Origin of the sequence: Yersinia proxima (assembly GCF_902170785.1) — a bacterium.
Taxonomy (GTDB): Bacteria; Pseudomonadota; Gammaproteobacteria; order Enterobacterales; family Enterobacteriaceae; genus Yersinia; species Yersinia proxima.
This window is the reverse complement of sequence record NZ_CABHYG010000004.1, coordinates 886,531-898,401: the sequence shown is the minus strand read 5'-3', so window position 1 is coordinate 898,401 and position 11,871 is coordinate 886,531. Positions and strand designations below refer to the sequence as shown.

The following is an 11,871-nucleotide window of genomic DNA, read 5'->3' as shown; positions in this document are numbered from 1 at the left end:
GGTTGATAAAGGCTTTGGTTAGCGGATAAATCTGGACTCAAATCCAGTTTATTAAGCATTCAGTTTGCTCATGGTAAGTGTCATCTGGCTATTGGATGGGGCGACCAACGATGGCCGGGATGTGTGGCACAGAAACGGATTTCATTACTGTGGGCAACTGGCTTTTGCCAAAAATACAGGCAAGGAGTCAATACATGATTTTGATAGAGCACATTCTTGGCAATGTGAAAAAAGATCCGGTTTGGCAAGAGAAACTCAAAGACGCCACTTTTGATCTCTTGGTTTTGGATCAACGGGAAGCGCAAAAAAGCCGTTGCCGTAAACTCAGCACGCAGGGGTTAGATTTGGGTATTTCGCTCGACCGCCACGTCGTTCTGGCTGATGGGGATGTGCTGGCGTGGGATGAAAAAACCCATGTCGCGGTGGTGGTACAAATTAATTTGCGCGATGTCATGGTTATCGATCTGAGTGAACTGAAAAGTCGTTCACCGGATGAATTGATTAAAACCTGCTTTGAGCTAGGGCATGCACTGGGTAACCAGCACTGGAAAGCAGTTACGAAAAATAACGAGGTCTATGTGCCTCTGACGGTTGCCACCACCATGATGGATTCCGTGATGAGAACCCACGGCTTCCAGCATTTACCTTTCCGTTTTGTTAAAGGGGCGGAAATTCTGCCATTACTCAGTAATTCTGAAGCGCGCCTGCTATTTGGCGGGGCTGAAGATACCGATACTCATGTGCATGTCGCCAGCCCTTTGGATGAACCTCATGGCTCCGGCTTACATGTTCACGCGATTCATTCCCACGGCGATGGGCATACACATAGCCATGACCACGACCACAGTCATAGTCATAGCCACGGCGATCACGACCACGACCATAAACACTGATTCTGGCAGGGAGGCACCGCAATGAATGCATCAGATCTGATTCGTATCATGCAATTTGGTGATTCCGTACTGCCGGTCGGGGCTTTCACGTTTTCCAATGGCGTGGAGTCCGCCATCCAAACTGGCGTGGTACGCGACGTACCGACATTAAAAGGCTTCGTATTGACCGCTCTAAAACAAGCGGCCAGTTGTGATGGTATGGGGGTGGTTGCTGCCCATCGGGCTGTAGTAGCCGACGATCGTGACGGTATTATCCGTGCTGATTGGGCGGTGAATAACCGCAAACTCAATGAAGAAAGCCGCCTGATGGCAACCCGGATGGGGAAAAAACTGGCGGAGATGTCAATCCATGTGGTGGAGCATCCGCTGATCAGCTGGTGGCTGGAACAGATAAAAAATGGCAATACCGCGGGGACTTACCCGGTCACTCAGGCGGTGGTGATGGCCGCCCAGGGGATTGGGCAGCGCGAAGTGGTGGTGATGCACCAATATGGCGTGGCGATGACGATATTAAGTGCGGCCATGCGCTTGATGCGCGTTACCCACTTCGACACACAGCATATCTTGTTTGAATTAAACCACGACATCGAGAAGTTCTGCGATATTGCCGAAATTGGCGATATTGACCAGATGTCTTCTTATGTCCCGATTGTGGATGTTTTGGCGGCGGTGCATGTGAAAGCGCACGTTCGCCTGTTTAGTAACTGATCGACTACTTAACTGATTGATAAAAATGACTTCTGAGTGCTGGGTTTTTCTGCTGACCGAGTACAGAACCAAAAACAGATTAAATTGAGAGGATGACCCCGTGAATAGCCATTCAACCGATAAACGCAAAAAGATCACCCGCATTGGTATTGGTGGCCCGGTGGGTTCAGGTAAAACCGCCATTATCGAAGTGATCACCCCTATTCTGATCAAACGGGGTATTAAGCCGCTGATCATTACCAATGACATCGTCACCACCGAGGATGCCAAACAGGTGAAACGTACCCTGAAAGGCATTCTGGATGAAGAGAAGATCCTCGGGGTCGAAACCGGTGCTTGCCCGCATACTGCGGTGCGCGAAGATCCAAGTATGAATATTGCTGCAGTGGAAGAAATGGAAGAGCGCTTCCCTGACAGCGATCTCATCATGATTGAAAGCGGTGGCGATAACCTGACACTGACCTTTAGCCCGGCCTTGGCCGACTTCTATATCTATGTCATCGATGTGGCGGAAGGGGAAAAAATCCCGCGTAAAAATGGTCCAGGTTTGGTTCAGGCGGACATTCTTGTCATCAACAAAATTGACCTCGCCCCTTATGTCGGTGCCAGCCTGGATGTGATGGAAAGTGACACCAAAGTGGTGCGTGGCGAGCGCCCTTATATTCTGACCAACTGCAAAACCGGGCAGGGCATTGAAGAGTTGGTGGATATGATTATGCGCGATTTCTTGTTTACCCATGTGCAGCCACAAGGAGAACATGCATGACATCGCAGAGCCAGAATATCGTGGAAACTCCTTCACGGGTTCGCGCTCACGCATTAGGTATCAACGCGCCGGAACTCGCGGAATACCAAGATGAACCGGCGCAAATGCGTAGCGGGGCGGTAGGGAAAAGCGGCTATCTCAAACTGAGATTTGCCAAACGTGAACATCGCAGTATTTTGGCCGAAATGGAAAGACGGGTGCCCTCAATGGTGCAAAAAGCGCTGTACTGGGATGAAGAAATGCCCGAACTACCTTGTGTCACCATGATCTCGACTTCAGGATGCATTTTACAAGGTGACCGTCTGGCCACTGACGTGATTGTGGAGGCGGGCGCTTGCGCCCATGTCACTACGCAGTCAGCGACCAAAGTTCATATGATGAATGCCAACTACGCGTCGCAGATACAGAATTTTACGGTGGAAGAGGGAGGGTATCTTGAATTTATGCCAGACCCACTTATTCCACATCGTAATTCGCGTTTTATTACTGATACCACCATTAATATTCATCCTACGGCGACGGCGATTTATTCGGAAGTGCTGATGTCTGGGCGTAAATATCACCATGCAGACGAACGCTTTGGTTTTGATGTTTATTCCTCCCGCGTGGCGGCACACGTTTTTTTGGGTAAAGAACAGCCAGCAGGTAAAGAGTTGTTTGTTGAGAAATATGTGCTGGAACCGAAGTCAGAAAGTCTTGATGCCATTGGGGTAATGCAATCGTTTGATGCATTCGGCAATGTGATCTTATTAACCCCCAAAGAACATCATGACCGCATTCTGGCGCGAGTACCGGCCCATTTTGATATTAAAGGCGGTATTGCCAGTGGGGCAACGCGCTTACCGAATGATTGCGGGCTGGTGTTTAAAGCACTGGGAATTGATAGTGCCGGTGTGAAAAATGAAATCCGACAGTTTTGGAAAATAGCTCGTGAGGAAATTCTCGGTGTGACATTGCCGGAAAAATTCTTATGGCGCTAGGGTGTTGCTCAAAGGTATTGGCGTTGCAGCAAAACATCGCTGCAACAATAAATGGATGCAACGACAAGTGAGTGCAGCTAATACAGCTGTGGCTTCAAGTTAGAAGGGTAAAATAATGAACGCGAAAACGGGCAATCAATCCGGCTGGGCACAACTTAGTGCTTCGAATGTTTTCATTGAATTTATCGATACAACGCTGCGCGGCTGTGCTCAAGTCATGTTCCAGAATAACCCTCTGACCGGGCTATTCTTTTTTATCGCAATATTTGTCGGAGCTTATGGCGAAGGGAATCCGGCGGTGGCTTATGGTTGTGTGCTGGGAACAATAGTAGCAACACTTACCGGGCTAACGATGCGCGATCGTAAATCATGGCGCTCAGGATTATACGGTTATAACGGATGTTTGGTGGGGGCGGCATTACCGACATTTTTGGTTGCCACACCGATAGTCTGGGCGTGCATTGTTTTAGGTAGCATCGTGTCGGTCATTGTGATGGTTTGTATCGCCGATATTTTAAAAACCTGGAAAGTTGCGGCATTAACTGCACCTTTTGTTCTTACTACCTGGATGATCTTGTTGGCCAGTTACGCCTTTGCCGGTTTACATAGCAGTGGATTACCTACTCCGGCTCTACCTCATCCGCTGGTTTTAGATAGTGGAGCAACTGCGGGTGGTAATATTTTCGTCAGCATGTTCAATGGTGTTTCTCAGGTATTTTTATTCAGTAGTTTGATTGGCGGTATTCTTTTTATTATCGGGCTAGCGGTTGAATCGCTCTGGGCCGCTGTATTTGCCGTAGGTGGTTCACTATTGGCGCTTTTCACCGCTATATTCCTTGGGGCAAACCCGAGCAGTATTGATGCCGGACTTTATGCATTCAGTGCGGTACTGACGGCGATCGCTTTAGGTTCGACATTTAACAAACCCAGTTGGCGCGTTTTGGCCTATACCATCGTCGGCGTTATTTTTACGGTCATCGTACAGGGTGCTTTGAATATTCTATTGTCGCCGATCGGTATTCCAACCTTGACGATGCCATTTGTTCTCGCTTCATGGTTATTCCTGGTTCCCAATAAAGATGTGATGCCAGCACATAGACAATAGCGATTTTATTCTGGAGTATGAATATGACGACTGGAATAGAGAAACGTAGTGCATTTGGCAACCAGCAAACTAAACGTCGCGCCATTTACTTATTGATTGGCTTACTGGTGATTAATGGGTTGGCATGGGTTTGGGCTTTTACCGAATTTAATGATAATGCGGTGCTAATGGGGATGGCATTTCTGGCTTATAGCTTTGGTTTGCGTCATGCCGTAGATGCTGACCATATTGCCGCTATTGATAATGTAACCCGTAAATTGATGCAACAGGGGAAGACTCCGATTGCGGTTGGGACATTCTTCTCTCTTGGTCATTCGACCATTGTCATATTAGCGTCACTGGCTATCGCCGCAACCGCCATGGCATTTAAAAATAATATGGCGTGGTTCCACGAAACCGGCGGTTTGATTGGTACGTTGGTTTCGTCTCTGTTTTTATTGTTGTTTGGTTTTCTTAATTTAACCATTCTGATTTCAGTATATAAAAAGTTTAAACAGGTCAAAGCAGGGCATGTCTACCAAGACGAAGAACTTGATCTATTGGTGACTAATAATGGCGGTTTTCTGGCCAGAATATTCAAACGTGTGTTTAACATGGTGAATAAAAGCTGGCATATGTACCCCGTTGGTTTTTTATTCGGCTTGGGTTTTGATACTGCTACCGAAATTGGGGTGTTAGGGATCTCAGCGGCCAGTGCAACTCATGGCATGAATTTGTGGTCAATTATGGTTTTCCCTATTTTATTTGCTTCCGGGATGGCTTTGATCGACTCACTCGATAACTTTGTCATGATTGGTGCTTATGGTTGGGCCTTTTCAAAACCAGTACGGAAATTGTATTACAACATTACCATCACTGCGGCTTCAGTTATCATTGCATTCTTTATTGGTGGAATTGAAGCATTAGGGTTAATTGCGGATAAACTTAATTTGACTGGCGGTATTTGGACACCAATAAATAATATCAGTGAAAACTTAGGTGAGATAGGTTACTGGATTATTGGTATGTTTATACTGTGCTGGGTAATTTCTGCGGTTAATTATTATGTTCGCGGCTATGATAAATTGAGTATTACCCGTTAGTTATTATTCAATAAAATAAAAAGGCGCTTATTAAGCGCCTTTTTCATAAGGTAGACTTTTACACGTTACATATGTTTTTTAGCAAAGCCTAAAATATCCTGTTTAATTTCAGAAAGTTTGCTTTCAGGTGCTTTCTTGCAGACTTCAACCACTTTCGGTGTCACGATAGTGTCAGTCTCGTGCAAGTCAACATAATCACCTTTCTTATATTGAGTATCATCATTTAATACCCAATAAACAACCGGAGTAAATGACTTAGGATTCAGATCCAGGAACTCTTTGCAGGTCATATCACTCGGGGTAGTCGCCGTTGCGTTAGTGGTTGCTGCAAAACTTGTTGCGGCAGCGGAAAGTAATAAACCAGTCAATGCAATATTACGAAGTGATTTGTAGGACATGCTTATTTCCTTATTTATCTGTTAAATATGATGAAATATTTAAGACACTTAAATTAAGGGTGATGGATATCACTCAAGTCTACGAACGCTGGCATTTCCGATATGCCAGTGAACCTGTATATTATTAACCAAAATGGTATTAATTCCAACTATAGGATTATTATTTTATTCATTATTGAGTATGGATAACTTTACAAAATGTAAAATGGCCAGAGTGATGTTGTCTTTATAGCAATAACCGAATTATCATTTGATTTTAGTCAAAAATAATCATATTTAACCATGATTTTTATCGTTTTTTATCTATACTTAATTCACCTATAACAATTTTAGTCACTCTATTGATGAAAATATTACAGGAAATTAAAACGAAGGTATCAATACCGCTTTTATTGGCTGTTTTGGTGGCCATTAATGGGTATTTGGTGTTAAGCCCGGTGCTTTTCCGGGCACTGTCTCATTCAACCGATGCGATAAACAATTTCAGTACTTGGAAGGAGGCATTAAGTTTTCTCGAATTATTTGAAATTCCGAGATTTATGATCGGTCTGCTATTGATATTAATGGCATTTTCAGTTGCGATGAAAATCCGTACTGCATGGTTTCTTACGGTATTATTGTTATTTACACTCGTTGCTATCAATATCTTTATTCTGAAAGATCAGAATAAACTGACTACTTATTCCCTTATTGTCCTTGTTGCGCTGATATTTTATTGGCGTGAGTTTGATCATTACAGTCTTGGGAGTGCAACATTCTTTGCGATCGCAAGTATTTGTTCATTAATCGTCTATAGCATGTTGGGTACACTTTACATGGGCGATGAGTTCGCTCCGGTGGTGACCGATTTACCTACGGCGTTCTATTTCGCGATTGTTTGTATGTCAACCGTGGGTTTCGGGGATATTATTCCGCATACCACTGTGGCAAGAATGTTCACTCTTACGGTGATTATTGCTGGCATTACAGTCTTTGCTACTTCGATTGCTTCTATTGCCGGCCCAATAATCAGTAATAATATTAAACGCATTGTTAAAGGTAGGATTTCTCACGTGGAACGTAAAAATCATTTTATTATTGTCGGTTCCAGTTCTTTGGCGCTGAATGTTTATAACGGTCTGCGTGACCGGGGTGATGATGTTACTGTGGTTTGCGCAGTTGGCAGCCAACACGGTTTTCCTCCACATGCAGATGTTATTGAGGGCGATCCCTCTTCGGTCGAAACACTGAAATTGGCCGGTGCCGCCAGGGCAAAATATATAATCGCATTGTGCAATAATGATGCCGACAATACCTTTACTATTCTGGCGGCAAAAGAGATTGCCGGTGAGGGTACAAAAACATTAGCTCTGGTTAATGAAACACAAAATATGCAAAAAGTTAAACGAGTTAACCCTGATATGGTGTTCTCATTGCCATTGTTAGGCAGTGAACTGCTGGTCAGAACCTTAAATGGCGATACGATAAATAACTCTCTTATTACTGAGATGTTCTTTGGTAATTGCCAGAAATTAGATTAAATCTATTGATCAAGTCGAATGAAGGGGAATCGTGCCGTTGGGGTCGTAACGGCGTAAGCCGTCGGAGTGCCCCGAGGTACGGTAACCCCTTCATTCACTGAGTTATCAATAGTTTTGCTATTAATCTCACACCCTCATGACGAGGGTGTTTTTATGCCTTAGGATATCCCTGTATTTTCTTATTGCGTGGCAGTTTGTGGATCTTTAGGTTTTTCTTTCGGCCCCACCATTAAACCCAATTCAACAGCGATAAAACCAACAATCAGACTGATGACCAAATAACAAATTGAGACTAAAACCTCACCGGGGGTTTTCATCATTTCAACGGCACCAAAGACGAAACTGGAGAATGTTGAAAGACCTCCCATGATGCCAGTACCCACCATCAAATGGACATATTGGTTAATTTTACCGTTCTTAAAGAAGGAGGTCGCTAACCCTAATAAAAATGCGGCGATGATATTAGCGACAAAGATATCCATTGGGAAGCCATCTGCCAGTCGTGGTACTGATAACATAATAAATTCACGACACATGGCACCAAAAGCGCCACCAACAAAAACTAAAATAATAAGATTCGGCATAACAACTTTCTCCTATTAATAATGTTCTCCGATTAATAACATTATCTGATTAATAACATTATCCGGTTAATAAATTGTCCCTCTGATTAATACGCCAGCCATGCACCCAATGCGGCTGCAGCTAAACCGACTAATACAGAAATAATCAGATATCCAGCAGCAATAGCTCTGCCCCGGGTTGTAGACAGTTTTGCCGCATCTAATTGCATGCTACTGAAGGTGGTATAACCGCCTAAAATACCGGTTAACACGGCGGCATTCATGAGATCGCCATAGCGATCGCGCCAGTCGACACTAAAAAGAATGCTTAGATAACCAATTACAAATGCACCCGAAATATTAATTAGAAAAGTGCCGAGGGGAAAATTACCTTTATATATTTTGCCGACACCGAGTCCTATCCACCATCGTAATAGTGAGCCGATTCCTCCACCTAGTCCAACCCACATTACATCGATTGCAGTCATAAAAAGCCCTCCATAGTTATTCACTAGAGTGGTAATAATTGTAGTACAAATAAACTCTGGGAGCATTCAGATATCAGAAATATAGAGTGAGAATTTTTGCAATCAGAGGGGTTTACTTGCAGTGGTGGAGGATGTCGTTAAAATAGGAATGCTGTTTCAAAAATACAATAAACGGAGATAGAGCCATCATGCCTTACAACGCAGATCCTTCCCGATATAACCAAATGCAATATCGCTTTTGTGGAAAAAGCGGCTTGCAGCTTCCCGCATTGTCACTTGGACTTTGGCATAATTTTAGTTTTAACAATACATTAGAATCACAACGTACACTATTGCGTAAAGCCTTTGACCTGGGGATTACCCATTTCGATTTAGCCAATAATTATGGCCCACCGCCAGGATCGGCAGAACAAAACTTCGGTAAGTTGCTACAAGATGATTTTAAGCCTTATCGTGATGAACTGATAATATCGACTAAAGCCGGTTATAACATGTGGCCCGGTCCCTATGGCACAGGTAGTTCGCGGAAATATCTGCTGGCCAGTTTGGATCAAAGCCTAAAACGTATGGGACTGGATTATGTGGATATCTTCTATTCGCACCGTGTTGATGAAAATACGCCAATGGAAGAAACAGCATCAGCTTTAGCTCAGGCAGTACAAAGTGGCAAAGCATTATATGTTGGAATTTCATCCTATTCTTCTGAGCGAACAGCGACAATGGTGGAGTTATTGCAGCAATGGAAAATTCCTCTGCTTATTCACCAGCCTTCTTATAATATTCTCAATCGTTGGGTCGAACAGACTAACTTATTAGATACCTTGGATAAACAAGGTGTCGGCTGTATTGCTTTTACACCTCTGGCTCAGGGATTACTGACAGGGAAATATCTCAATGGTATTCCTGATGATTCCCGCATGAAAAAAGAAGCGGGCGGTTCACTCAAAGAAACTATGTTGTCAGAAGCCAACCTGCGCAGTATCAAGTTATTGAATGAATTAGCTAAACAACGTGGACAGTCTTTAGCGCAAATGGCATTAAGCTGGTTGTTGAAAGATAGCCGCGTTACATCCGTTTTGATTGGTGCCAGCCGGCCAGAACAACTAGAGGAAAACTGTGCTGCTCTCAATAATTTGAACTTTAGTGCAGAGGAATTATATGCTATTGATCAGCATGTTACCGACGGGAAGCTCAATTTATGGCAGGCATCTTCGGTGCGTTAATCTGCCACGATAAGTTTCGCCAGTGATAATGAAAAAGCCGGAATACTATCCGGCTTTTTCTTTGGAAATTTGTGGCTACTAAGCTAATGGTTAGTGGCAAGGCCGACTTTGAGTAGCTTACCGTCGCTCTCGTCCGTCAACAGATAAACATAGCCGTCAGGCCCGATGCGTACATCGCGGATTCTTTCGCTGCGATCACCTAGCAGGCGCTCCTCTGCAATAACTTTATCGCCATCCAGTTGTAAACGAATCAACTCTTTTTGCGCCAATGCGCCAATAAACAGTGAATGTTGCCAGGCAGGGAATCGGTCGGCATTATAAAATGCCATTCCACTGATACCAGGTGATTTTTCCCAGTAATACGCGGGCTGTTCAGTCCCATCTACATGAGTCCCTTTCGCCTCAGGGATCGGTAAACCAGAATAGTTCACCCCGTGTGTTGCCAGTGGCCAGCCGTAATTTTTTCCCGCTATTGGGATATTTATTTCATCGCCGCCTTTCGGCCCATGCTCATTGGCCCACATCACGCCACTCCATGGATTAAGCGCCAACCCTTGTGGATTACGGTGGCCATAAGACCAAATTTCGGGTCTTGCCGGTGACTGATTGGCAAAGGGGTTATCTTTCGGCACCTTACCATCAAGAGTTAGACGTACAATTTTACCCTGGTGCAAGCTCAAGTCCTGAGCGGTTAGGCGCTGATTGTTCTCGCCTAAGGTAATAAAAATGTGGTCATGTTCATCAAAGGCTAGTTTGCCGCCAAAATGGTTGCCAGTTGATAATTTGGGCTGTTGGCGAAAGAAAATCGTGAAGTTCTCAATGGTGGAGCCTTGCGGATTAAGGCGACCATAACCTACCGCAGTACCGGCTTTTCCATCCTTTCCCTCTTCAGAAAAACTGAGGTAGACGCGCCTGTCTTGGGCAAATTTTGGTGATAATGCAACTTCTAATAAGCCGCCTTGCCCCTTGGCATACACCGTAGGTACGCCTTTTAAGGGTTCTGATAGCTGTTTTCCTTGTTGCCATAACCGAAGTTGCCCGGATCGTTCGGTAATTAAAATCCCACCATTATCCGGCAAAAATGCCAGTGACCAGGGGTGATCCAACCCATCTTGTAGTTTAGTTACCGTCACTGTAGAAGGTGGGGCGGCGATGGTTGGCGTGGAGATAAACACACTCAGTAAGAGCAATTTAAATAGCTGAAAGCATAGTCGAGAGGCTGATGTTCTATTTCTTAATAACGTCATTAGTCACTCCATAAATAGGCAAGTACCTGTTAACTTTAGAGTATTAAGTCGGAATCGGCTATTTTTGGTTATAAAGGACGGTGTGTTGGTCGTATGGGGAAGGGAAAGGCGGCTACGCTCTTCGCTTCACGAATAAAGCTGTTGTGCTGAACCTACGGAAAAAGTAAGAAAGTTTGGATGAAACGATTATCAAACCAATAAGATTCTCTAACTTATCCTTTTATTGGTTTCAATAGATTTTATCGTTGTACCTCGTTGCTAAAAAATCAGACAATAAAAACTAACCATATGAAATACAAATGAATTAAACTTAATTCGCCGAGCAAAAAAATAATCATTTTGCGATAACCATCACATTGTAATAACTGAGAAATGTGAAGGCTATCAATATGGAAAGTCAATTAGAGACGATTATAGATATGCTCGAATTACTAGACTGGCTGTCAACTCCGTATACTGACGACAACCAGAAACAATGGAGCTGGGCAAGGGACACGATAAAGTACAGATAAAGGGAATTCACCATTGCACTGGCATATGAATAACTTGTGTCTTTTGAACATCAAAAGGTGTTGGGTATGGAAAAGAAAAAAATTTATCTATTTTGTTCTGCCGGTATGTCTACTTCGTTACTGGTTTCCAAAATGAAAGTACAAGCAGAGAAGTATGAAGTGCCAGTGATTATCAATGCTTACCCGGAAGCACTGGCCGCACAGCATGGCACTGAAGCTGATGTGATCCTCTTGGGGCCACAGATTGCTTATATGTTGCCAGAAGTCACCAAAATGTTCCCTAACAAACCTGTCGAAGTGATTGATTCTATCCTGTACGGCAAAGTTGATGGTTTAGGGGTATTAAAAGCTGCTGTTGCCGCAATAAAAAAAGCAAAACAATAAGG

The 11,871-nt window shown here is 43.9% G+C and carries 13 protein-coding genes; 9 read left to right on the top strand and 4 right to left on the bottom strand.

Features of this window, described 5'->3' with window-relative positions:
* Positions 1–194 precede the first annotated feature (194 nt).
* The 6 genes from ureE to FTB31_RS06155 all read left to right on the top strand — a co-directional run bounded on the left by ureE (position 195) and on the right by FTB31_RS06155 (position 5,534).
* Positions 195–893: an urease accessory protein UreE gene (gene ureE, locus FTB31_RS06180; RefSeq protein WP_077173661.1), complete on the top strand. Its 699-nt coding sequence runs from the start codon at positions 195–197 to the stop codon at positions 891–893.
* 21 nt (positions 894–914) lie between these two features.
* Positions 915–1,601, top strand: a complete 687-nt coding sequence (locus FTB31_RS06175) for an urease accessory protein UreF (RefSeq protein WP_005164256.1) — start codon at positions 915–917, stop codon at positions 1,599–1,601.
* A gap of 100 nt (positions 1,602–1,701) precedes the next feature.
* On the top strand, positions 1,702–2,367 hold the full coding sequence (gene ureG / locus FTB31_RS06170) for an urease accessory protein UreG (protein ID WP_004390399.1): 666 nt from the start codon (positions 1,702–1,704) through the stop codon (positions 2,365–2,367).
* Positions 2,364–3,347 (top strand): urease accessory protein UreD, encoded by a 984-nt coding sequence (locus FTB31_RS06165; RefSeq protein WP_019082134.1) that lies wholly within the window; start codon positions 2,364–2,366, stop codon positions 3,345–3,347. Before ureG ends, FTB31_RS06165 begins: the two co-directional genes overlap by 4 nt.
* Before the next feature lie 115 nt (positions 3,348–3,462).
* Positions 3,463–4,452: an urea transporter gene (gene yut / locus FTB31_RS06160; protein ID WP_077173662.1), complete on the top strand. Its 990-nt coding sequence runs from the start codon at positions 3,463–3,465 to the stop codon at positions 4,450–4,452.
* A gap of 23 nt (positions 4,453–4,475) precedes the next feature.
* On the top strand, positions 4,476–5,534 hold the full coding sequence (locus FTB31_RS06155; RefSeq protein ID WP_077173663.1) for a HoxN/HupN/NixA family nickel/cobalt transporter: 1,059 nt from the start codon (positions 4,476–4,478) through the stop codon (positions 5,532–5,534).
* A 65-nt stretch (positions 5,535–5,599) separates the two neighbouring features.
* Here the strand turns inward: FTB31_RS06155 and hdeB are convergent, their stop codons facing one another.
* The gene (hdeB, locus tag FTB31_RS06150; protein WP_050076474.1) at positions 5,600–5,932 is read right to left on the bottom strand and encodes an acid-activated periplasmic chaperone HdeB; all 333 of its coding nucleotides are present in this window, start codon (positions 5,930–5,932) and stop codon (positions 5,600–5,602) included.
* 344 nt (positions 5,933–6,276) lie between these two features.
* On the opposite strand from hdeB, the gene kch reads away from it, so the two are divergent.
* On the top strand, positions 6,277–7,452 hold the full coding sequence (gene kch / locus FTB31_RS06145; RefSeq protein ID WP_050076473.1) for a voltage-gated potassium channel protein: 1,176 nt from the start codon (positions 6,277–6,279) through the stop codon (positions 7,450–7,452).
* Positions 7,453–7,631: 179 nt separating this feature from the next.
* Here kch and crcB read toward each other — a convergent pair whose 3' ends face one another.
* Positions 7,632–8,036: a fluoride efflux transporter CrcB gene (gene crcB / locus FTB31_RS06140; protein ID WP_050076472.1), complete on the bottom strand. Its 405-nt coding sequence runs from the start codon at positions 8,034–8,036 to the stop codon at positions 7,632–7,634.
* A gap of 86 nt (positions 8,037–8,122) precedes the next feature.
* Positions 8,123–8,503: a fluoride efflux transporter FluC gene (locus FTB31_RS06135; RefSeq protein ID WP_005164234.1), complete on the bottom strand. Its 381-nt coding sequence runs from the start codon at positions 8,501–8,503 to the stop codon at positions 8,123–8,125.
* A 188-nt stretch (positions 8,504–8,691) separates the two neighbouring features.
* Between FTB31_RS06135 and mgrA the strand changes: the two genes are divergently transcribed.
* Positions 8,692–9,726: an L-glyceraldehyde 3-phosphate reductase gene (gene mgrA / locus FTB31_RS06130; RefSeq protein ID WP_077173664.1), complete on the top strand. Its 1,035-nt coding sequence runs from the start codon at positions 8,692–8,694 to the stop codon at positions 9,724–9,726.
* Positions 9,727–9,809: 83 nt separating this feature from the next.
* On the opposite strand, the gene FTB31_RS06125 is transcribed toward mgrA, so the two are convergent.
* Complete coding sequence (locus FTB31_RS06125) at positions 9,810–10,973, bottom strand: PQQ-dependent sugar dehydrogenase (RefSeq protein WP_077173665.1); 1,164 nt, start codon at positions 10,971–10,973, stop codon at positions 9,810–9,812.
* A 578-nt stretch (positions 10,974–11,551) separates the two neighbouring features.
* On the opposite strand from FTB31_RS06125, the gene FTB31_RS06120 reads away from it, so the two are divergent.
* Positions 11,552–11,869, top strand: a complete 318-nt coding sequence (locus FTB31_RS06120; protein WP_050076468.1) for a PTS sugar transporter subunit IIB — start codon at positions 11,552–11,554, stop codon at positions 11,867–11,869.
* The last annotated feature ends 2 nt before the right edge of the window (positions 11,870–11,871 follow it).

Bases quoted from the DNA above. Each gene is read 5' to 3' on its own strand.
- ureE (WP_077173661.1), top strand. From the start codon at position 195: ATGATTTTGATAGAGCACATTCTTGGCAATGTGAAAAAAGATCCGGTT.
- FTB31_RS06175 (WP_005164256.1), top strand. From the start codon at position 915: ATGAATGCATCAGATCTGATTCGTATCATGCAATTTGGTGATTCCGTA.
- FTB31_RS06165 (WP_019082134.1), top strand. From the start codon at position 2,364: ATGACATCGCAGAGCCAGAATATCGTGGAAACTCCTTCACGGGTTCGC.
- yut (WP_077173662.1), top strand. From the start codon at position 3,463: ATGAACGCGAAAACGGGCAATCAATCCGGCTGGGCACAACTTAGTGCT.
- FTB31_RS06155 (WP_077173663.1), top strand. From the start codon at position 4,476: ATGACGACTGGAATAGAGAAACGTAGTGCATTTGGCAACCAGCAAACT.
- hdeB (WP_050076474.1), bottom strand. From the start codon at position 5,932: ATGTCCTACAAATCACTTCGTAATATTGCATTGACTGGTTTATTACTT.
- kch (WP_050076473.1), top strand. From the start codon at position 6,277: ATGAAAATATTACAGGAAATTAAAACGAAGGTATCAATACCGCTTTTA.
- crcB (WP_050076472.1), bottom strand. From the start codon at position 8,036: ATGCCGAATCTTATTATTTTAGTTTTTGTTGGTGGCGCTTTTGGTGCC.
- FTB31_RS06135 (WP_005164234.1), bottom strand. From the start codon at position 8,503: ATGACTGCAATCGATGTAATGTGGGTTGGACTAGGTGGAGGAATCGGC.
- mgrA (WP_077173664.1), top strand. From the start codon at position 8,692: ATGCCTTACAACGCAGATCCTTCCCGATATAACCAAATGCAATATCGC.
- FTB31_RS06125 (WP_077173665.1), bottom strand. From the start codon at position 10,973: ATGACGTTATTAAGAAATAGAACATCAGCCTCTCGACTATGCTTTCAG.
- FTB31_RS06120 (WP_050076468.1), top strand. From the start codon at position 11,552: ATGGAAAAGAAAAAAATTTATCTATTTTGTTCTGCCGGTATGTCTACT.